This window comes from Pseudoalteromonas sp. Z9A4 (genome assembly GCF_011378845.1).
In the GTDB taxonomy this organism is placed as follows: Bacteria; Pseudomonadota; Gammaproteobacteria; order Enterobacterales; family Alteromonadaceae; genus Pseudoalteromonas; species Pseudoalteromonas arctica.
In genome coordinates this window covers 329,169-351,489 of record NZ_WTLA01000002.1, presented here as the reverse complement: position 1 = coordinate 351,489, position 22,321 = coordinate 329,169, and the positions used below count along the sequence as shown (strand labels likewise).

17 protein-coding genes and 6 tRNA genes are annotated in these 22,321 nt (G+C 37.9%); 10 read left to right on the top strand and 13 right to left on the bottom strand.

Features of this window, described 5'->3' with window-relative positions; genetic code table 11:
• Positions 1 to 539: 539 nt before the first annotated feature.
• The 6 genes from GQR54_RS03305 to GQR54_RS03280 all read right to left on the bottom strand — a co-directional run bounded on the left by GQR54_RS03305 (position 540) and on the right by GQR54_RS03280 (position 1,411).
• Positions 540 to 615: transfer RNA gene (locus GQR54_RS03305), tRNA-Thr, on the bottom strand.
• Positions 616 to 717: 102 nt separating this feature from the next.
• Positions 718 to 793 (bottom strand) — tRNA-Phe (locus tag GQR54_RS03300).
• A 131-nt stretch (positions 794 to 924) separates the two neighbouring features.
• Positions 925 to 1,000: transfer RNA gene (locus tag GQR54_RS03295), tRNA-Thr, on the bottom strand.
• Between the two features lie 57 nt (positions 1,001 to 1,057).
• A tRNA-Phe gene (locus tag GQR54_RS03290) sits at positions 1,058 to 1,133 on the bottom strand.
• Positions 1,134 to 1,188: 55 nt separating this feature from the next.
• A tRNA-Thr gene (locus tag GQR54_RS03285) sits at positions 1,189 to 1,264 on the bottom strand.
• 71 nt (positions 1,265 to 1,335) lie between these two features.
• Positions 1,336 to 1,411, bottom strand: a tRNA-Phe gene (locus tag GQR54_RS03280).
• A gap of 341 nt (positions 1,412 to 1,752) precedes the next feature.
• Here GQR54_RS03280 and GQR54_RS03275 point away from each other — a divergent pair.
• Complete coding sequence (locus GQR54_RS03275) at positions 1,753 to 4,530, top strand: hybrid sensor histidine kinase/response regulator (protein ID WP_166376519.1); 2,778 nt, start codon at positions 1,753 to 1,755, stop codon at positions 4,528 to 4,530.
• Positions 4,531 to 4,580: 50 nt separating this feature from the next.
• On the opposite strand, the gene GQR54_RS03270 is transcribed toward GQR54_RS03275, so the two are convergent.
• Together GQR54_RS03270 and mutY are read right to left on the bottom strand one after the other, a co-directional pair.
• A complete protein-coding gene (locus GQR54_RS03270; RefSeq protein WP_007582954.1) occupies positions 4,581 to 4,853 on the bottom strand; it encodes an oxidative damage protection protein in 273 nt (90 codons plus the stop codon).
• Positions 4,854 to 4,888: 35 nt separating this feature from the next.
• Positions 4,889 to 5,950: an A/G-specific adenine glycosylase gene (gene mutY, locus GQR54_RS03265; protein ID WP_166376518.1), complete on the bottom strand. Its 1,062-nt coding sequence runs from the start codon at positions 5,948 to 5,950 to the stop codon at positions 4,889 to 4,891.
• Positions 5,951 to 6,111: 161 nt separating this feature from the next.
• On the opposite strand from mutY, the gene trmB reads away from it, so the two are divergent.
• From trmB to arcA, 4 genes are all read left to right on the top strand, one after another.
• Positions 6,112 to 6,837: a tRNA (guanosine(46)-N7)-methyltransferase TrmB gene (trmB, locus tag GQR54_RS03260; RefSeq protein WP_007582957.1), complete on the top strand. Its 726-nt coding sequence runs from the start codon at positions 6,112 to 6,114 to the stop codon at positions 6,835 to 6,837.
• Positions 6,838 to 6,903: 66 nt separating this feature from the next.
• Positions 6,904 to 7,929 carry a methyltransferase gene (locus GQR54_RS03255; RefSeq protein ID WP_166376517.1) on the top strand — a complete coding sequence of 342 codons (1,026 nt, stop codon included), beginning with the start codon at positions 6,904 to 6,906 and terminating at the stop codon, positions 7,927 to 7,929.
• 151 nt (positions 7,930 to 8,080) lie between these two features.
• Entirely contained in the window at positions 8,081 to 9,685 is a 1,605-nt protein-coding gene (locus GQR54_RS03250) for a HAMP domain-containing sensor histidine kinase (protein WP_166376516.1), read from the top strand.
• A gap of 489 nt (positions 9,686 to 10,174) precedes the next feature.
• The gene (gene arcA, locus GQR54_RS03245; RefSeq protein WP_166376515.1) at positions 10,175 to 10,891 is read left to right on the top strand and encodes a two-component system response regulator ArcA; all 717 of its coding nucleotides are present in this window, start codon (positions 10,175 to 10,177) and stop codon (positions 10,889 to 10,891) included.
• 16 nt (positions 10,892 to 10,907) lie between these two features.
• Here arcA and arcB read toward each other — a convergent pair whose 3' ends face one another.
• Entirely contained in the window at positions 10,908 to 13,226 is a 2,319-nt protein-coding gene (gene arcB / locus GQR54_RS03240; protein ID WP_166376514.1) for an aerobic respiration two-component sensor histidine kinase ArcB, read from the bottom strand.
• Between the two features lie 232 nt (positions 13,227 to 13,458).
• Between arcB and folE2 the strand changes: the two genes are divergently transcribed.
• The 4 genes from folE2 (at position 13,459) to ampE (ending at position 16,867) form a co-directional block, all read left to right on the top strand.
• Positions 13,459 to 14,379, top strand: coding sequence for a GTP cyclohydrolase FolE2 (folE2, locus tag GQR54_RS03235; protein WP_166376513.1), 921 nt, complete (start codon positions 13,459 to 13,461; stop codon positions 14,377 to 14,379).
• Positions 14,380 to 14,495: 116 nt separating this feature from the next.
• On the top strand, positions 14,496 to 15,092 hold the full coding sequence (locus GQR54_RS03230) for a DUF2726 domain-containing protein (RefSeq protein WP_166376512.1): 597 nt from the start codon (positions 14,496 to 14,498) through the stop codon (positions 15,090 to 15,092).
• A gap of 122 nt (positions 15,093 to 15,214) precedes the next feature.
• Positions 15,215 to 15,922: a 5'-methylthioadenosine/S-adenosylhomocysteine nucleosidase gene (gene mtnN, locus GQR54_RS03225; protein WP_024607949.1), complete on the top strand. Its 708-nt coding sequence runs from the start codon at positions 15,215 to 15,217 to the stop codon at positions 15,920 to 15,922.
• Positions 15,923 to 16,867: a regulatory signaling modulator protein AmpE gene (ampE, locus tag GQR54_RS03220; RefSeq protein ID WP_166376511.1), complete on the top strand. Its 945-nt coding sequence runs from the start codon at positions 15,923 to 15,925 to the stop codon at positions 16,865 to 16,867.
• A gap of 96 nt (positions 16,868 to 16,963) precedes the next feature.
• Here the strand turns inward: ampE and tyrS are convergent, their stop codons facing one another.
• A complete protein-coding gene (tyrS, locus tag GQR54_RS03215) occupies positions 16,964 to 18,163 on the bottom strand; it encodes a tyrosine--tRNA ligase (RefSeq protein WP_007585427.1) in 1,200 nt (399 codons plus the stop codon).
• Positions 18,164 to 18,485: 322 nt separating this feature from the next.
• Here tyrS and GQR54_RS03210 point away from each other — a divergent pair, with 322 nt between their 5' ends.
• A complete protein-coding gene (locus tag GQR54_RS03210; protein ID WP_007585425.1) occupies positions 18,486 to 19,799 on the top strand; it encodes a peptidoglycan DD-metalloendopeptidase family protein in 1,314 nt (437 codons plus the stop codon).
• A 74-nt stretch (positions 19,800 to 19,873) separates the two neighbouring features.
• Here GQR54_RS03210 and GQR54_RS03205 read toward each other — a convergent pair whose 3' ends face one another.
• The 3 genes from GQR54_RS03205 to GQR54_RS03195 form a co-directional block, all read right to left on the bottom strand.
• A complete protein-coding gene (locus GQR54_RS03205) occupies positions 19,874 to 20,050 on the bottom strand; it encodes a hypothetical protein (RefSeq protein ID WP_007583822.1) in 177 nt (58 codons plus the stop codon).
• A gap of 13 nt (positions 20,051 to 20,063) precedes the next feature.
• A complete protein-coding gene (locus GQR54_RS03200) occupies positions 20,064 to 21,035 on the bottom strand; it encodes an aldo/keto reductase (protein ID WP_165727246.1) in 972 nt (323 codons plus the stop codon).
• A 142-nt stretch (positions 21,036 to 21,177) separates the two neighbouring features.
• Complete coding sequence (locus tag GQR54_RS03195; protein WP_076925246.1) at positions 21,178 to 22,308, bottom strand: sodium ion-translocating decarboxylase subunit beta; 1,131 nt, start codon at positions 22,306 to 22,308, stop codon at positions 21,178 to 21,180.
• Positions 22,309 to 22,321 lie beyond the last annotated feature (13 nt).

The following is a 22,321-nucleotide window of genomic DNA, read 5'->3' as shown; positions in this document are numbered from 1 at the left end:
CAACTTTTGCTCAACCTACTTTACATAACATTACATAGCTAGCGATGAACTAACATAATAGCCAGTTATACGGTAAAAATGAGCAAATGTTCAGCAATTTTTAATAATAAAAAATTAACTTTTTGTAGTGTGTCTAAGAGATCATTCCAATTCGCTTAATTAAATATTATTGCGGATTGGTATTAGATATATAGAAACAAAAAAGCCCCGCTATAAGCGAGGCTTTTAAATAAATGTTGCCGACTAACTAAGCCGAGCGAATAACTTATACAGACTACTGATTACAAGTTAGTTGCTTTAAATTACCTAAAATAAATGGTGCCGACTAACCGAGTCGAACGGATAACTTATACAGACTACTGATTACGAGTCATTTGCTTTAAGCTACCTGAAATAAATGGTGCCGACTAACCGAGTCGAACGGATAACTTATACAGACTACTGATTACGAGTCAGTTGCTTTGCTCTTAACTATGGGTATTTTTAATTCTCAAGTTGAAAACAAAAAAGCCTCGCTATAAGCGAGGCTTTTGAATAAATGGTGCCGACTAACCGAGTCGAACGGTTGACCTACTGATTACAAGTCAGTTGCTCTACCAGCTGAGCTAAGTCGGCACACAAAACTGTGTGCTAAGGCACGTTCAATTTTAAAGATTGAGAACTTTTATAAAGCACTTAAAATAAAAAAACCTTGCATAAGCAAGGCTTTTCAATAAATGGTGCCTCGACGCGGAATCGAACCACGGACACGAGGATTTTCAATCCTCTGCTCTACCGACTGAGCTATCGAGGCACATAAACTGTGCTAGTTAATTGCGATATTCTACAATTAACTTTAAATAAATGGTGCCGACTAACCGAGTCGACGGGTAATTTGAACAGACTACTGATTACAGCTTTTCTTTTCAAACTACTTTGAATAAATGGTGCCGACTAACCGAGTCGAACGGTTGACCTACTGATTACAAGTCAGTTGCTCTACCAGCTGAGCTAAGTCGGCACACAAAACTGTGTGCTAAGGCACGTTCAATTTTAAAGATTGAGAACTTAAAGTAAATGGTGCCTCGACGCGGAATCGAACCACGGACACGAGGATTTTCAATCCTCTGCTCTACCGACTGAGCTATCGAGGCACATAAACTGTGCTAACTAAAAATAAAATAATTATTTAACTTTTAGCTTTATAAATGGTGCCGACTAACCGAGTCGAACGGTTGACCTACTGATTACAAGTCAGTTGCTCTACCAGCTGAGCTAAGTCGGCACACAAAACTGTGTGCTAAGGCACGAGTAATAATGTTTAAACTGTTGATTAAACACCACTACTTTAATAAATGGTGCCTCGACCCGGAATCGAACCAGGGACACGAGGATTTTCAATCCTCTGCTCTACCAACTGAGCTATCGAGGCACTTAAACAGTGCTAATTAAAAATCTTAAAGGATTTTTAATGCAATTCCCACTCATCTCTAGCGACTGAGCTATCTGGGCGTGCGGCGTATTAAACGAGTTTTGCCCTTACAAGTCAACTTTTTTTTTATTCTTTATAACTGTTTGAACGGTTTTCAGCCAACCCTGTGTGTTTTTTATTGATAACGTTCATTTTTACCACAAAAAAACTATAACCATAAAATAAATACAACTAAATCAGACTAAAACCGTAGTGAATTATTTTTTGTAAATGTTACGATTAACTTAGATACGTGCAGTAAGGGCTTATCGTAGTGAAAACACATCAATTGGAAACAATCAATGCAGAGTAAATTCTCGTCGCCGGTAAAAGGCTTACTACCTCTTTTTTTAATCATTAATATTGCAGTAACAGCACTTGCTATTGTTGCCCACTCATTTTACACAAAAACTGAAGTTAGTACTGTTCAACCAACCCCACCTGTTAATATTGTAACGCTCGCCGATAGATTGGACTTGCCTATGATTGACGCATTAACTATGTATGGTCAAGGTAAAGTAAAACAGTTACTTGATTTAACCTCCTTATTAGACGGTGACTTTGAATATACTCTATATCGCTTCAATGCTACATCAGATACTCAGTTGGTATATAGCAGCAGTAAACCAGCTATCACCTCTGTTAAAACTGAAAAGCACTTAGTAGAGCAAGGGATTGTACATCACCTGCTATCACTGAACGATCAGCCCATTGGCGAGCTTATTATTAAACAAAATCTACCAGCCATGCCTTTAAGTGCTCAGGACTCTCAAATTATTGCTTATATAATTGCGATAGCGAGTGTTGCTGCGTTATTTATACTTACTTTAATGTTTAATATGTACATTAATACTCGCTTACGTAGAAGTACTGATATTCTTACTCAAGAGTTACAATCGATCACCGAAGGTGCTAACTATAACAGTAACGTTGATGAGCAACTTGATATTGGTTTAGGTGTTGTAGCAAAACACATCAATTTATTACTGCAAAAAGTACAAACTGCAATGAGTGAAAATGAAGCTGCACAAAAAGAGCTTTATAAATTACAAAACGGTTTGGAGGCCGAGGTACAAAATCGTACTTTAGCGCTTGAGCAAGCCACATTAAAAGCTGAGCGAGCAAGCGATACTAAAACAACGTTCTTAGCAACGATGAGTCACGAAATAAGAACACCAATGAACGGTGTTATAGGCACTATTGATTTACTACGCCAAACAGAACTTGATGGGGCTCAACATCGTTTAAGTACAATTATTCGTGAATCAGCATTCTCATTATTGAGTATTTTGGACGACATCCTAGACTTTTCTAAAATTGAGGCTGGAAAACTAAATATAGATCCAACACCATTTTCTGTCTCAGATACCCTTGAAGAAGTTACTCGAGTGCTTTCCTCTGTTGCTAAAAAGCGAAATCTTGATTTAGAGCTATCAATTGCACCAGATATCCCTATAAACCTTACAGGTGACAGTGTGCGTGTACGTCAGGTTCTTTATAACCTATGTAGCAACGCAATTAAATTCACTACCACTGATGATAAAACACAAGGTCATGTAAAAATATCAGTAGAAGTAGCACACAACACTGCTGATCACTTTACTCTACGCTTTTGCGTAACCGATAACGGCAAAGGTATGACACAGTCACAACTACGCGAAATATTTAATCCATTTATTCAAGCAGAAAATTCAATCACTCGTGAATATGGGGGGACAGGCTTGGGTCTCTCTATTTGTAAAAGTTTAACTGAGCTTATGTTAGGTACTATCCATGTCACCAGCCATGCGGGTATAGGGAGTGAATTTACTGTTGAATTACCGTTTAGTACATCGGGTAAAATTGAGTACGCGCACAAAGGTTCGTTAAATGGTAAGAAGATTATTGTAGTTAGTAATCACTTAGAACGTGAAAAAGTAATGTACCGCTACTTATCGTTTATGGGCGCTAAAATTACTTACGTGCATACAGAAGAAGAAGCTGAAGAGTATCAAAATTCACAAGATATTATTTGGGTCGCTGATGGCATAGATAATATGGACAAAATTAACGCACTGCTAAGACGCTTATTTTATTCATTGGAAGATTATAACCAGCAAGTAGTTGTGCTAAGTAAACTTGATGAAGCGGCTATCAATCATAAAAACATTTTTTATATTAACGCCTCTCCTTTATGCAAATCTAATTTCATGCTTTCTATTTTAGTGGCTGCTGGTTTACATACACCCAAGCAAATAAAAAAAACCAAGGTACTTAATAGCCATTTAAATATTGATCAAGCTCGTAAATCAAACAGATTGATTTTATTAGTTGAGGATAACCTCCTAAACCAACAAGTATTGACTGATCAACTACATATATTAGGTTTTGCCGTTGAAATAGCGAACAACGGTGAAGAAGGCTTAAATATGTGGAGAAAAGGTGACTATTCACTTATTTTGACCGACTTACACATGCCTAAAATGTCGGGTTACGATATGGTAGAAAAAATCCGTAATGAAGCCGAATTATTGGAATCTATTGATGCACAGCCTTATATTATCGCTGTCACTGCCAACGCACTTAAAGGTGAAAAAGAGCGCTGCTTAGCGGTAGGGATTAATGATTTTATTACCAAACCTATAGAATTAAATGTATTAGAAGATACTTTAAAGCGTTGGAGCGATAAGCTAAATCAAAGCCAAAGCGTATTAATTCATCAAACTATGGCACTACCTATAGATATGGAGGCAGTCGCTAAATATGTAAATGGTGATAATGCTAAGCAAATTCGTTTCTTTAAAATGTATCTAGAACAAAGCCAAGGGCTAATTAAAGGTATTAACTCAGGTGTAATGGTTAACGATTTAGACGAAATAATTGAAGGTTGTCATCAACTAAAATCTATTTCTAAAACAATTGGTGCTCTAGTGGTAGCAGATCTTTCAAGTGCATTTGAAGATAAATGCAAAGAAGGTGAACTTACAACCGATGAGTTAATAGACTTAAGAGACAAGTTAGAAATTGAATACTCTAAAGCAGCTCAATTTTTAAAAGAACAAATTAAAATCTCTGAGCAAGAAGATGAGTTAAGTGATTAAATGGTCACACAAAAAAAGGGCTATTTAGCCCTTTTTTTATGTTTGAAATATTATTTTTCAGGCGGTCGATAACCTTCAATTTCCACATCTTTGTTTTCAAACAAAAAGCCAACCATTTGCTCTTCTAAAAATGTGCGGTGCTCTGGGTCCATCATATTTAAATGCTTTTCGTTAATAAGCATTGTTTGCTTATGCTGCCACTGACCCCACGCTTCTTTAGAGATGTTATTAAAAATCTTTTCACCAACTTCACCAGGGTATAACTGAAAGCCAAGCCCTTCGGCTTCTTTTTGTAACTTTTGACAAAATACTGTACGTGCCATGATTGATTCTCTCTAACGCTAAATATGGGGCTATTCTATACTATTGCTGTAATTTGTTTAACCAACTTTTTAGTTGGCGCTGCTAGGCCAACCTCTATTGATTGATCAAGCGGATACCACACTAATTGTTTGTCATTTACTACATCAGGAATGTTCTTAACATTGAGCACATGCGGATTAATCTTCAGCTCAAAATGTGAAAACACATGAATAAACGCTTCAAGCTCTACTAAGTTGGCTTCTAATCCTTGCTGAGCTAAAAATATTTGAAGCTCCTCGTACTCATTAAATTCAAAAAAGCCAAATAGTCCTCCCCAAATACCGCTGTTAGGGCGTTTTTCCATAAGCACTTTATCGCCGCACTGAATAATTAACTGATGACAACTCTTCTTAGGCACTGCTTTTTTAGGTTTAGAATGTGGAAATTCTTTTACTTTACCTGCATTAAAGGCACCACAACCTGAATTTAATGGGCAAGCCTCGCAATCAAGCCGACTACGTGAGCAAACACTCGCACCTAAATCCATCATAGCTTGATTAAATTCGGTGACATTATTTTTAGGTGTTAATTGCTCTGATAAGTGCCAAAGCTGATTTTCGACTTTTTTAACACCGTACCAACCTTCTATCATAAAGTAGCGCGCTAAGACTCGCTTAACATTCCCATCTAAAATTGGATGATGCTGCCCAAGCGACAATGACAAAACAGCACCCGCTGTAGAGCGCCCTATTCCGGGTAAATCCATTACCTCATCAAGCGTTTGTGGAAATTCGCCTTGGTATTTGTCACGCACTATTTTAGCTGTTTTATGTAAGTTACGCGCACGAGCGTAATACCCTAAACCGGTCCAGTGATGCAGTACTAAATCTTCATCAGCATCAGCTAAAGCAATAATATCTGGAAAGCTTTGCATAAATTTTTCAAAATATGGGATAACAGTAATAACTTGAGTTTGCTGCAGCATCACCTCAGACACCCATACTTTATAAGGTGTTTTACCCAACTGCCACGGGAGTGTTTTACGCCCATGAAGGTGATACCAATCAACGATTTGATTAGAAAACAAATTAGACTGTTCTTTATTTAAATCCAACATATTGTACTTTTACTGATGCTCAATGGCGGCTCAGTCTATTGTAGTTAATAAAAAGATCAAGCTATAGGGCGTGTAAAACCAGCTAATACTTGTGATTGCGGGCTCGGTCAGGGATAATATGCAACCATTTTTAAACACATTGTTTTTGTCAGGCCAATAATATGAGTGAATCAAGCAACACTAACCTTGAGCAAGCTAAGCAAGAAGGTAAATACATCCGCACCATTCGCAGTTTTGTAAAACGCGAAGGTCGATTAACCAAAGGCCAAGCCGCTGCAATCGAAAAATGCTGGCCAACAATGGGCCTAGAGCATAAAAACGGTATGCTTGATTTAAGCGAAGTTTTTGGCAACAACAACGATGTAGTAGTAGAAATTGGTTTTGGTATGGGTAAATCACTTGTCGAAATGGCAACAAATGCTCCACACCTAAACTTTATTGGTATTGAAGTACACCGCCCAGGCGTTGGTGCTTGTTTAATGGATGCTGATGAAGCAGGCATTACTAACTTACGTATTTTTGAACACGACGCTGTTGAAGTACTTGCTGACTGTATACCTAATGAAAGCTTAACAACACTGCAGTTATTTTTCCCTGATCCTTGGCATAAAAAGCGCCATCACAAACGCCGTATCGTACAAACTGAGTTTGTTGAAAAACTAAGAGCTCAACTTAAAATGGGTGGCGTTTTTCATATGGCAACAGATTGGGAAAACTATGCAGAGCATATGCTCGAAGTAATGAATGTAGCTCCTGGTTTTAAAAACCAATCAGAAACAAACGATTATGTTCCACGTCCAGATTTGCGTCCGCTTACTAAGTTTGAGCAGCGCGGGCATCGCCTAGGTCATGGCGTATGGGATTTAATGTTTGAACGTACTGAGTAATTAGTAACTTTAAGCACTCACTTTTATTTTTAATAAAACTAAACATACTGTAAGGCAAAGCCATTTATGAGCGTACTAACCAACCCAAGTTTACTGTTACTTCGTAATAGCGAGGCACTAACGGGCAAATCTATCTTGGTGGTCAACTTTGTTCAAGATGGCTTTTTAACAGAGCTTAAAAAACTTAACCCACAAAGCAAGGTAACTGCATTTAGCTACAACCATGCTAACGGTGAGTTTGCTAAAAACACTAAAGACGTTGATATTCATGTAAACCACACAATACCTGGCAACGGCTACGATTTAGTTATTCTTTACTACCCTAAATCAAAACCTGAGTTATTAATGGCGCTTGATAATATTCGATCTGCTATTACTGATGATGCCGAACTATTGGTGGTAGGTGAAAATAAAAGTGGTGTTAAATCAATTGAAAAGCAATTAGCTGGTAAAGCTGAGTTTAGTAACAAAATTGATTCAGCTAAGCACTGCGTTCTTTACTCATTTGCTGAGATTACCCAGCACCCTGATTTTGATATTACGACCTACCATAAAAAGTTTGTTGTTAATGTTGCCGACACCGAGTTTACAGCTATTAGTGTCCCAGGGGTGTTTAATCACGGTAGTTTAGATATGGGAACGAAAGTTCTACTCGAAAACGCACCGACAATTAAGCAAGGTAGGGTTCTCGACTTTGGCTGTGGCGCAGGTTTAATAGCAACCTTTTTAGGGCTGCATAATCCAGCACTTGAGTTTGTGTGTAGTGATGTAAGTGCACTGGCAACCTACGCAACACAGCAAACTCTGAAGCTTAACAGCATCAAAGGCGAAGCGATATTAAGTAACGGCCTTAAAAGCATTACCGGTAAGTTTGATTTAATTATTAGCAATCCACCTTTTCATACTGGTATTGCGACTGACTACACAGTAGCAGAAACATTTTTAGCAAATGCAAAACAGCATTTAACTAAGTTAGGAAAACTGAATATTGTTGCTAACAGCTTTTTAAAGTACCCGCCTATTTTAGAAACGCAATTTGAAAGCTATCAAACTGTATTTAAGAACAATAAATTTGCTGTGTATAGTAGCTAATTTAACTTTATAGAATGATTAAGCACAAACGTGCTTAATCTAACTTTCGAATAAATATAAGAATTAATTTAGTTTTTATCCTTCACTTCCCTCCGTTTTTGCTAAACTAAAACTCTAAATAATTAAAATTAATTCAGGCGATAACGAAATAATGCCTAAAAAAGTTCAACAAAGTAGCATTCGTAAAGCACTCCTAAATTTAATTATGCTTATTACAGCTATTTGCTTATCGCTCTCTATTTCTATTTCGACGTACTTGAGCGTTAAGGAGCAAAAGCAATTAATCATTAATAAACTCGTTATACTTTCTGAAATTGTAGCTTTCGATGCTGCTAACTCAGTAATTGAGGATGATAGAAAAACAGAAGAAAAACGCCTTAAATCATTTGAAAATATCCCTCTTGTAAAAAACATACATATTTATTCAATAGAAAAAGCATCCCAAAAACCCGTTTTTTTTATTAGCTTCAATGCAAAAAAAATGCCTCCAGTGCCGTTAAGAATAGACAGTGTTGATGAGCTAAAAACGCCACGAATTACGAGCGATCATATTGAATTAACCCGTCCTATTTACGATAACGAACAGTTGGTAGGTTATGTATATATGCGAGGGAGTCTCGAAAGTTTAGAGACCTATATTGAAAGAAAAATATTAATAGACGTGTTATTAACACTCTTAATTTTAATCGTTGTTTACTTTATTGCTATAAAAGTTCAACGACGTATAGCCAAGCCAATAGAGCAGCTAAGCATGCTATTACAGGATGTATCTAAAAATCATAACTATGATGCACGCGCGCCGATAACCGATGTAAAAGAAATAACCGCTCTTTCAAATAGTTTAAATATTATGCTTACACGTACTAAGAGGCAACTGGAGCGCCACGAAAAAGATAAACAAGAAATAAAACAGTTAAACCAAAGTCTTGAAGAAAAAGTAAACCAGCGAACAATCGCTCTCAGAGAAGCAAACCAAGAGCTTTTATCAACTCTTGAGCGAATGCATCAGTATCAAACACAAATTGTTGAAAATGAAAAAATGGCATCGCTTGGGCAAATGGTTGCAGGGGTTGCCCATGAAGTGAATACACCAATAGGGCTAGGGATTACTGGTTCTACATTACTACGAGATAAACTGGCAGATATACAACAAAGCTTTGACGATAAAAAACTAACCTCAAGCCATTTAAAACGCTTTATAAATGAAGGTATTGAAAACTTAGACTTAATTTATCGTAATCTAAATCGTGCTGCAGACCTGATATCTAACTTTAAAAAAGTCGCCGTTATTCAAGACGACGGTGTTAATACCTATATTAATGTGCATAAATTAATAAGTGATGTTTTAACATCGATTCAATCTGAATTACTGCCTAAAAAGCCTGCCGTTATTATTAACTGCCCGAACGACTTGGCTATTCATAGTAAGTCTGAGCCTCTGCAACAAGTGTTTCAGCAATTGCTTATGAACTCTGTGATTCATGGATTTATAGGTAAAGAAAATAATGAAATTCGCTTTGACGTAGAACTGGTAGGGAAAAAATTAACAATAGTTTACTCTGACAATGGTCAAGGCGTTGATAAAAATATTAAAAATAGAATTTTTGATCCTTTTGTAACTTCAAAGCGTGGACAAGGTGCAAGCGGCTTAGGCATGCACTTGGTATATAACCTAGTAACACAGGCACTCGGTGGAAGAGTTATGTTTGATCTTGAAGAAAAACGCGGTGCTCGCTTTATAATTACTATCCCTTAAATAAAGATCACTAAAAGTGCATATATTTAAAATTTATCCTTGAATTAGCATTAAATGACCTCATTAATGAGGCATGTGATAAGCGCGTAACATTATTTAATTGCATTAAATAATTATTACCAAACGATTTATGAACTTTTTTATCTTTGCTGTATCACATACATTGATGAAAGGTTAGAAAGTGATATAGTTTTGCTTTGAATTAGTCTGATTATTTTAAGTACCCTGTTTGATTGAATGATGTATCAATTATTAAAGGGAAATGGCTTCGACTTTATAATTCAAATAGCTACATCCACGTATATATCAATTAAACAGTAGTTTTTGCACTGCCCTTTTTAGTAGACTTTGGACAACCTGCTGTTTTATTTTTATCCAATTTGTTTTTTCCTTGTTAACAAATGGGTATAATCCTATAATCTCTAGTAATCGGTTATAAATTCGTCACCGATTTTTTATAAATAAAATATTCCAAAAGGTTAATTAATAATGCAAACGCCAGTCATTCTAATCGTAGAAGATGAAGACGTAACTCGACTGAACCTAGTTAGTTTATTTGAAGCTGAAGGTTACAAAGTTATTGAAGCCATTGATGGCGATGATATGCATGACAAGCTTACAAATAACGATGACGTTAATCTTGTAGTTATGGATATCAACCTTCCTGGTAAAAACGGTCTTATTTTAGCCCGTGAATTACGCCAAAAGCGTAAAGTGGGTCTTATATTCCTAACCGGTCGTGACAACGATGTTGACCGTATTTTAGGTCTTGAAATTGGCGCAGATGACTATGTTACTAAGCCATTCAACCCACGTGAATTAACTATTAGAGCTCGCAACCTTATTACTCGTACTGCTTTAGGCGGTGAAGAGTCAGCACTAGAAACAAATGGTGTTATTACGTTTAACGGTTGGGAACTTGATGAAAATAGCCGTTGCCTTACCTCACCTGGTGGCGATGCTAAGCGCTTGCCGAAAGGTGAATACAGAGCACTTCGTTTAATGCTTGATTCTCCTGGTCGTATTTTCAGCCGCGAGCAATTAATTAAGCATATGACAGGCCGTGAGCTTCGTGCAAATGACCGTACTGTTGACGTTACTATTCGTCGCATTCGTAAGCATTTTGAAAGTGATAACTCAACGTCAGAGTTAATCAGCACCATCCATGGTGAAGGTTACCGTTTCATTGGTAAAATTGACGCTTAATTAGAGCTAATTAGTTTTACTCTAATTGCTGTAAAAATAAATGAAGGGCTTTTTGTCCTTCATTTATTTTATCTTCTAAAACATCTAACCACTGCTTTAATACTTCATCAGATTCATCAATCGCACCATGCTCCATTACCTTGGCATGAAGCTGCACATCATTTAGACCTACCGATCCAGCCGCACCTTTAAGTTTATGTGCTACTGATTCATACTCTTCCCTATCGCCGGCATTTAATGAAGTAAGTAATTCTTGCTGATATTGTGGACTTAGCTTTTCAAATAACTGACTACTGCGTCTAAATACAACTAAGCCCATCGAATTTACAAAGTCTTCTATTGTTTCAATATCTAATAAGTGTGCATCAATGCCCTCTAGCGCCTCTTCACTTACTTTTAGCTGTGGCTCTGTGCATTCACTTTGCTTAATACCAAATAAGTCAGCCAGCATTTTATCAAGCTTCACTGTGTTAATTGGTTTAGCCAACGCACCTTGTATTGATATACCTTCAAGCTCTTTTTCAGCACTGCGTACATTGGCAGTTAAAGCGACAATAGGTAATTTATCGAAGTGGCTATCTGAGCGTATTTGCTTAGCAACCACGTCACCGTTTATATCTGGCAATTGCATATCAAGTAGTACTAAATCTAAGTCATCTTCGGTTTCGACAAACGAGAGCGCATCTTCACCGGTTTCAGCCCATAATACTTCGTGGCCGCGTTGCTCTAATAGGTTTGTAGCAATTTCGGCGTTAAGAGGCACATCTTCTACTAGTAGAATATACAAACCGCGGCCAACATAGCTTTGCTCTGTTGGTGCAACACATAAACTAAGCGGTATTTGCACTGTAAAACAACTTCCTTCGCCTTCGGTACTATTGACTGTAATTATCCCTTTCATTGCACTTACAAGTGCCTTAGTTACAGCCAAACCAATACCTGAGCCTATCGCGTTGGTTCCTTTTAAATCCGGCGCTTTGTAATACATATCAAATATATGGGCAAGCTGCTCTGGTGGAATACCTTGGCCGGTATCCAATACTTTAATAACTAACCATGGGCCTTCTACACGATTTTCTCTGCTACATTCGAGTGTTACTTTCCCTTGCTGAGTAAACTTAACGGCGTTGTTAATCAAGTTCCAAACAACTTGGCGTAATCGAGTCGGATCGAGTTGCGCGTAAACATCAAGTATGCCATTGCGTTTAATATCAAACTCAAGCTCTTTTTGCTCTGCTATTAAGCCTGCAAAATTAACTACATCGTTTATAAAATCAGAAACATTAATAGAATTGGTTGCTATATCGAGCTGCTCTCTATCTATTTTATCTAAATCTATAATATCATTAAAAATATTCCCGAGTGTCTCAGCGCTCGAAAAAATAGTGTTACCCCAACTACGCTGTTGCTTATTAAGCTCTGTATCTAATAACATACGCGTTAAACCAACAATGCCATTTAATGGTGTACGTAGTTCATGGCTCAGTGTAGCAATAAACTTACCTTTGTCTTTATAAGCTGTTTCGAGTGCCTGTGCTGCTTCTTTACGGCTAGTGATATCACGACCAAAACCCAGTAATCCAATGTAGTCACCGTCATCATTTATAAAAGGTAATTTACGCAGCTCAAACCAACGTGTTTCACCATTTACTTCATAACCCACATCGATAGTCAGCGCTTTATGGCTTTGCTCTACTTCCTTATCAGTTTTTAAAACCTCAGATAAAAAGTGACTCGGAAATATTTGCTCAACCGTTTTCCCAATTAGCTCACTACTTGATTTGCCCATTACTTCTTCAAACATTTTATTACAACCAGCAAATACGCCATTGTTATCGCGGTAATAAAATAAATCAGGAGATGAATCAACTATTGAGCGCTGCAGCATGCTTTGTTGAGCAAGTTCTTGTTGTGTTTTTTTACGCTCTGCAATTTCTCGGCGCAGCTCTTCGATAGCGCGATGCTTGGCATGAAATGCCATTTTACGCTCATCAATTTCAATATTCAAACGGCTAATATTATCTTTTAAGGTTTGATTTAAGAGTTTTTCCTGTTTGGTTGCACTATCTAAATAAGCATACGAGGCATCTAATTGACGAATTGAATTAAGTAATACACTTATAATTAAAGGGGAAACCACAGCGGTAAAAAATACCACAGCCAAAATATCAACAAGGTGTAATTCGCCTATCGCAACATAATAAAACATGCTCGATAAAATAAGAGATACAGTTAAAAATAAAGTGTAACAAATAGCTGCGGTTTTAAATTCACCAAATCGCGTTATTGAGCTGGAAAGTACCCGAGCCCAAGGGCTCAAAGAATAATCGGTCATACGTAATTTTATCTCTTAGCTGTGTGCTTAAATATAAAGAAGGCAATGCGCATGTATAAACATACCATTTTCCCAGATTTTAGCATTTTTCTCCTACCACTACCCATGTTGTGCGATAAAAACAAAATTTTTCATGTTTGATTTTGCTCATTCCCTAAACTCATCATTTCAGCAATAAATTATTTAGTGTAAAATGCCCCGCTTTATTATCTCCAAAATACGAGTAGCGCACATGCAAACCAATATGCCAGATATAGCAGACACTGCACCCGCTTTACAAACAGGTAAATTAGACTGGGTTGGCATGGGCGAAATCGAACTGCCATTTATTTTTGAGTCACTAGACTTATCTCCAGTTACAGTAAATGCCAAAGCTCGTGCATTTGTAAATTTGCATAAAGAAGATGCCAAAGGCATTCATATGTCACGTCTATTTTTAGCACTTGACCTGCTTTCAACTGAGCAGCAAGTCAATCCGCAAACAATAGCGCAAGCACTCGATACCTTTATAACTAGCCACGAAGGGCTGAGCGATAAAGCACAAATTGAATTTAAATTTGAATTACCGCTACGCCGTAAATCACTATTAAGTGGTAAAGCGGGCTGGAAAAGCTACCCAGTTGTACTTACCAGTACAATTGAAAATAACATTATTAGCTACGAGCTAACCGTAGATGTTACCTATTCTTCAACATGCCCTTGCTCTGCAGCACTTGCACGCCAGCTTATACAAAACGCGTTTAACGAAAAGTTTAACCAAGAAACCTTAAGCCAAAAAGATGTGCACGAATGGCTAGGCACTACACAAGGCATAGTTGCTACACCTCACTCGCAGCGCTCTATTGCCAACGTAAAAGTAAAGCTTGATAGCAACATTCAAGAGTTTGATGTAGTGACTCTAATAAATACTCTTGAAGCAGAACTTAAAACGCCTGTACAAGCGGCTGTAAAACGTGAAGACGAGCAAGAGTTTGCCCGCCTAAACGGCCAAAATCTAATGTTTTGTGAAGATGCAGCGCGCAAAATTAAAGCCTTGCTAGAAGCTGATAATTACAGCGATTACTGGCTGCAAATAAACCATTATGAATCACTCCATGCACACGATGCTGTAGCTATTGCGGTTAAAGGTATTGAAGGTGGATACAAAGCTTAATAGCTGCATCGCTTTAGCTTTTATAAACAGTTGGTAATTATTTTATAACTCACACTTTTTAGGCACGTAAATTGCTTTGTTTGAGCAGTGTCAATTTGTTGTTATGGAGTTACCGTATGGAATTCGCTTTATTATTAATCCTAGTATTAGTTGTCGGGGCCTCTGTTGTTGCGTCAAAATTTAATGACGATGGCGGAAACCCGTACCCTTTTATCCGCAAGCAAACTGTGTTTACACAGGTTGAAGGGGCTTTTTTAAATCTTCTAGAGCGTGCTGTTGGCGATCAATATAAAATTGTTAGTCGCGTTAAGTTAGTTGATGTTATTGACTGTAAGCAAGGCCTTTCAGTAAAATCTAAACGTGCTGCTTTAGCAAAAGCTAAAAATAAACAGCTTGATTACGTGCTAATCGATAAAGAAAAACTAACTATTGTTGCGGCCGTTGACCTAGTTAACAATGCCAATAAAGGTGGCCACAAAGCTCAACGTGACTGGTTTGTAAATGGCGCACTAGAGTCTGCCGGCATTCCACATATTCGTATGAAAGTTAAGTCGGGCTACCGCCCTTCTGAAGTACGCGATGCAATTATGTTTAAACTTGGTAAGCCTGCAGCAGCACAAACGCAGCGTCCTGTTCGTAACCGCTCACATAAGCCAGCGGTACTTTCACCTTCTCAAGCCAAAGCACAAACAACTGCTTTAGCTGAAATTTAAAAACCGAATTAAATACCTTCCTAAAAAGTATTTAAAGCGAGCAGTGAAAACTGCTCGCTTTTTTGTTTTTTATAGCTAACTTCACGTATAATCAAGTAATTCAAACTCAGGAATAAAACATTATGAATGTTGGTATTATTGGCGCAATGGAGCCAGAAGTTAAAATTTTACGTGAAGCAATGCAAAACCCACAAATTTTAACTAAAGCAGGTTTCACTTTTTATACTGGCGAGCTAGCTGGTAACACAGTAACACTTGTTCAATCTGGTATTGGTAAAGTTGCCTCAACGATTGCAACCACGTTACTTATCGATAACTTTAAACCTGATTGCGTAATTAACACAGGCTCTGCCGGTGGATTCGATCCTTCTCTAAGTGTTGGCGATGTAGTAATTTCGTCAGAAGTACGTCATCACGATGTAGATGTCACTGCTTTCGGCTACGAAATTGGCCAAGTACCGCAAATGCCAGCAGGCTTTGCAGCTCACCCTAAATTAGTTGAAGCAGCACAACAAACAATCGAACAGATCAGTGATGTTAAAACACTTGTTGGCTTAATTTGTACTGGTGACACATTTATGTGTGACCCGGTACGTATTGATAAAGCACGTAGTGATTTTCCTACAATGCTTGCCGTTGAAATGGAAGGCGCTTCAATTGCACAAACGTGTTTTACGCTTAATACACCGTTTGTTGTAATTCGCTCAATGTCTGATATTGCAGGTAAAGAGTCACCACAATCATTTGAAGAATACCTAGAAACTGCATCAATCAACTCATCTAAAATGGTTGTCGCACTTTTAGAAAAGCTAACTGCAGTGTCTCTGTAAATGCTTAGCAATATTGTTCAAAACCACTTGGACTTTATTGCCTTTGTACTAGCGCTCCTTGCTGAGCGCTTTATTCCCATTGTTAGCTGGTATCATCCTAATACGGCATTGAATGCTGTTTTTAGTGCGATTGGCAAACGCATATACAAAAGCAAAGAACCTAAGAGCTATCAATATTTAGCTGCAATACTCGCAAGTACGCTCATTTTAAGTGTCATTCTTATTATTGTAATGTTACTACTCGAATTTGCTTTTTACCCAGAATTACTCGCAGGTCTTATTTTATATTTATGCTTAGAGAGTAAGAGTATTGATAAAAAAGCGCTCCGAATTGCAAAGTTAACTAAACAAAATCAAAAATCGACAGCACGCGAATTACTAAAACCACTGCTTGCCCGTGAAGTTAATAGGCTTTCATCTCCTGGTATTATCAAAGCATTAATTGAAAGCTTAATACTGCGCACTGCTAGATACTATTTCGTAGTTATATTTATATTTTTAGCATTTGGCCCTATCGCTGCCCTCGCCTATCGGTTGCTTACCTTAATACAACAAGCGTGGCGTAGTGGCATATCCCCAAATAGCTACTTTTTAAAACCGCTTAAAACTCTGTTGTTTATTATTGAATATATACCGATGCGCTTACTGGCTTTAACTATTGCAGCAAGTAGAGCGAGCAAACAAAGCATGCGCTACATTAAGTATTACGGCAGACATTTTTATCAAACAAATACAGGTTGGCTGTTAAGCACGTGCTCTGCATCACTTGGCGTGCAACTGGGCGGGCCAGCAGTTTATTTAGGTACTCGCTTTAATAAAATGCGTATTGGTACTGATAGACTACCTACACCGGAGGATGTACCTGTAATAATTAATAGATTAAATCAAGCGCGTGTATTTTGGTTGTTAGTAATTGTAAGTATCGAAATATTAAAAGTGATTTAGTGACTATTTAGTGACTACCTCGTAACTATTTACAGACCCCAAAATACAAGCACAAAAAAACCAGCCGAGGCTGGTTTTTTAGTTTTTAAACTGCGTTTAAGCTACAGTGATGTTTGCAAACTTACGTTTACCTACTTGGTAAATAGCTGTTGTGCCTTTTGCTATTTCAAGTTTGGTGTCAGTGATTTTATCTTCACCGTTAAGTTTAACTGCACCTTGCTTAATCATACGCATTGCTTCTGACGTACTAACTACTAAATTTGCTTCTTTAAGCAAGTTAGCAATTAAAATAGTATCTTCTGCGATAGTGATTGTCAGCTCTGGGATTTCATCTGGTAACGCTTTTTTCTGAAAACGCTGAATAAAATCATCATGTGCACCTTGTGCATCAGCTTCACTATGAAAACGAGCAATTAACTCTTTAGCTAATTCTATTTTAATATCGCGCGGATTAGTACCTTGCTCAACACGTTCTTTTTGAGCTGCAATTTCTTCAATAGAAAGCGCGCTTAATAAATCGTAATAACGCCACATTAGCACATCACTAATTGACATTATTTTACCAAACATATCGTTTGGCGCATCAGTAATACCAATGTAGTTACCAAGCGACTTAGACATTTTTTGAACGCCGTCAGTACCTTCAAGTAATGGCATCATTAATACTGTTTGCGGCTTTTGCCCTTCAACTTTTTGTAGCTCACGACCCATTAGCAAGTTAAAGCGCTGATCAGTACCACCTAGTTCAACATCTGACTCTAGTGCAACCGAATCCCAACCTTGTACCAGTGGATATAAAAACTCATGAATTGCAATTGGTTGGCCACTTCCATAACGCTTTTTAAAGTCATCGCGTTCAAGCATACGTGCTACGGTTTGGTTTGCAGCAAGTTTAATCATGCCTGCAGCGCCTAACTTTTCCATCCAAGTAGAGTTAAATGCAACAGTGGTTTTAGCAGGATCTAGAATTTTGAATACTTGTTCTTTATATGTTTCGGCATTGGCTAGTACGTCTTCGCGAGTAAGTGGTTTACGCGTTACGTTTTTACCTGTTGGGTCGCCAATCATGCCAGTAAAGTCACCAATTAAGAAAATAACCTCATGACCTAAATCCTGAAAGGTTTTCATTTTATTAATGAGTACAGTGTGCCCTAAATGTAAATCAGGGGCTGTAGGATCAAAGCCAGCTTTTATTTTTAGCTTTTTGCCCGACTTTAGTTTTTCAACTAGTTCGTCTTCAATTAATATTTCTTCTGCACCGCGTTTTATCTCTGCTAGAGCGGTTTGTAAATCCACTTTGTGTTACTCCAAAATTCTGCCTACGAAGGGGCGGACTAGTTACTTGTAATCACGGTTTAATATAGGTTTAAACCGAATATATATATGTAGCTAACATAACAAATTTCTACCTAATTAAAATAACTTTTTAAGTTATTAATGCAACTAAACAAAATGAATTGAGTCTTAGCTAGATAGGACGTTAAAAAAGGCTTCCTAACCCTGATTTTAGCGTAGTTTAAGGTTAGTTTAAATCTACAAAGCACTAGTATTCGTACATTATTAAGTATATCCTGCAATATTATGTATTTATTATCTTGACAGCAGAAAAAGGCACGTTATGGTTCACGTGGTTAACACTCTCCCAAAAAAACACAAATTGCTTATTTTAGGTTTAGTTTCTGCTATTGCCGGCTTGGCATTTCTTCCTTCTGAAAAAGCGACTGCTTCTAAAGACAATAATGCAGATGCATTAGAGATAGGCAAGCGCTATGAGTTACAAGTTAAAGTTGATGACAACGAAAAATTAACTGAGTTAAATTCAGAGCAAGCAGCAGAAAAGTTACCAGAATACGACTTTGTCGATCATAAAGTTAAAAATGGCGACAATTTAGCAATTATCTTCAAACGTGCTGGTTTTTCAGCTCAAACGCTCCATAAACTAATTAACACTAACGCAGAAACGCGCAAGCTAACTAAAATTCACCCCGGTGAAATACTTAGCTTTGCGACAGCTGAAGATGGCTCTTTGGCTCAACTGCGCTATGTGATTTCAAAAACCGATACTTTATTTGTTACCTTAAATGAAGAAGGTAACTACGATACAGCTATTGATAGTAAAGAAATTGAAACGTTAACTAAAACCGCTGGCGGCGAGATATCTAACAACTTTTGGACTTCAGCAATAGCGGCTGGTTTAAGCGAACGTCAAATAATGAACTTTGCTGACATATTTGGTTGGGATGTTGATTTTGCAAACGACATTCGTAAAGGCGATGTGTTTGGCTTAATTTATGAGTCTCATTATGTTGATGGCGAGTTTATTGGTACCGGTAAAATTATTGCCGCTGAATTTGTAAACCAAGGTCAGCGCTTTGCAGCGATTCGCCATACCGACGGCAATTTTTATACGCCTGAAGGGCGTAGCATGAAAAAAGCATTTTTACGTGCACCTGTAAGCTTTAAGTATATTAGTTCGAGCTTTAATCCTCGTCGCTTACACCCAGTTACTGGGCAAGTTAGAGCGCACCGTGGTATCGACTTTGCGGCACGCACTGGCACACCGGTGGTTGCATCAGGGAACGGTAAGGTAGTTAAAGCGGGTTACAGCAAGTACAACGGTAACTACGTCTTTATTAGCCATGGCACACAATATGTAACTAAGTACTTACACCTAAATAAGAAACTAGTTAAAACGGGCCAAAAAGTTAAACAGGGCCAACAAATTGGTACTGTAGGTTCTACGGGTCGTGTTACTGGCGCGCATTTACACTATGAATTTTTAGTAAATGGCGTTCACCGTAATCCTAAAACAGTAAAACTTCCTAAGTCAGAGCCATTACCTCGCTCAGAACTTGCTAAGTTTAAACCTATTGCAGATAATTTTATTGCCCAACTTGAGCGCAATCGCGAGCTACAGTTAGCACTTAAATAAAGTTTATTAATAAACATTAAAAAAGCCTTTGCAGGTTAAACCTGCAAAGGCTTTTTTGTGTACGCTAAAAACCATTAGTACATTAATACATAAATGAGCTGAATAACTAAAGACACCATCACTAATGGCCAAATATATTTGCTGTATTTGGTTGCACCGTTGAGCCCTATTTTACTTTGATATTTTTCAAGCAATGGAATAAGTATCGCTAGCGCGACAAACAAACCAATTAAAATAACGAATATATTCATATCAATGCCCTTCTTATGGTAGCTCATGGCCTTTAGCGCTTACATAAAGTGCATACCAATGCTCACGAGTTAGCTGTACGTTTACAGCATCACAAGAGGCTTTAATACGCTTGGCATTAGTTGTTCCAATAATCGGCTGAATAGATGCGGGATGGCGCAGTAACCATGCAATGACTATAGCCTCAGCAGACGTATCATAAAGTGCAGCCAGCTTATTAACTAAAAGACTGGTGTTTATATCAGCCTGCGATGCGTTTGATAAATCACTGCCGCTGTATAATCCTTGGCATAAACTGCCCCAGCTTTGAATTTGAATTTCAAAATGGCGACAGTACTCAATACTACCGGGCGTAAAATTAAGATCCTTACCGTCACTGTTACCGGCATATACACCTTCATCAACAAACTGATGTTTTTGTAAACTAGCCTCAATTTGATTAGCCACAATCGGCATATCAAGTGCATGCTGTAAAAAATTCATTTGATGTTGCTGCATATTTGATACTGCAAAATTGCGCACTTTACCGCTTTCTTTTAAGCAACTAAATATGCGAGCAATTTCGTTAGCTTCCATGAGTGGATCAGGACGATGTAGCATAAGTACGTCTAAATAGTCTGTATTTAATCGCTTCAAGGATGCTTCAACTGATTGCTCAATCCACTTTGATGAAAAATCATAGCGCTTTGGCCCTAAGTCATCTTCAAAACGAATCCCACACTTAGATTGAATATACATGTGCTCTCTAAGCTCTGGTCGCTCGCTTAATGCTTTACCAAAAACCTGCTCCGCTTTACCAAAAGTATAAATATCAGCATGGTCAAAAAAGTTAATGCCACCTTCAATAGCGTTATCTATGCATTCATGAGTTTGCTTAACATGTGCATCAGTGATTGCGTCTTTATTCCAACCGCCGCCCAGACCCATGCATCCGAATACAAGTTTACTAACATGAGGTAAGTGCTTTGCTAAAGGTGTGTGAAGCATGATAACTATCCTTAAAATTTTGAAGAGCTGTTACTGTAAACAAAAAGCGCTGAACAAGAAACTATTTAGCGGTGAACAAATTAAGAACAAAAAAAAGCGCAGTAAACTGCGCTAAATCATTTATTAACTACCACGTTAATTATTAGCCAACAAGTGCTAATAAAATACCCGCAGCAACTGCACTACCAAGTACACCCGCTACGTTGGGTCCCATAGCATGCATAAGTAAAAAGTTATGTGGGTTACTTTCAAGGCCAACTTTATTAACTACTCGTGCCGCCATTGGCACAGCCGATACACCTGCCGCTCCAATTAATGGGTTTATAGGTGTTTTAGATATGCGGTTAAGTCCTTTTGCCATAAATACGCCAGATGCCGTACCAATTGCAAAAGCCAGTGCGCCAAGCACTAAAATACCAATCGTCTCAACAGTTAAAAACTTATCTGCAGCAAGCTTTGAACCTACAGCTAAACCTAAAAATATAGTTGTAACATTGATGATTTCGTTTTGAGCACTGTTACTTAATCTATCAACAACACCCGACTCTCGCATTAAGTTACCTAAACAAAACATACCTACAAGCGGTATAGCAGCCGGTAAAAACATAGCCGTTAAACTAAGCACCATAAGAGGAAAAATAATCTTTTCCTTTTTAGATACTTTGCGAAGCTCTGGCATCTTAATTTTACGTTCTTCTGGGGTTGTTAACGCACGCATAATTGGCGGCTGAATAATTGGCACAAGTGCCATGTATGAGTATGCGGCTACCGCTATTGCACCAAGTAAATCAGGTGCCAGTTTTGACGCTAAAAATATTGCAGTCGGTCCATCTGCTCCACCTATAATCGCAATAGCCGATGCATCCTGTAAAGTAAACTCAAAGCCTGGCACATAGTTAAGTAATATTGCGCCAAACAGTGTAGCAAAAATACCAAACTGTGCAGCCGCACCTAATAACAACATACGTGGGTTTGCAATAAGCGCGCTAAAGTCGGTCAGCGCCCCTACTCCCATAAATATTAATAACGGAAAAATCCCCGTATCAATACCCACGTAATAAACGTAATACAAAAGCCCACCTGGGTCTGACAAACCTGCCACTGGTACATTTGTTAAAATTGCACCAAAACCAATTGGTAATAATAATAGTGGTTCAAAGCCTTTAGCTATCGCTAAAAACAGTAATAAACACCCTACCGCAATCATAATTAACGATGGGATTGTAAAGTTAGCAATGCCGGTCGCATTCCAGAGGTTTAAAATACCGTCCATCCTCTATTTGCTC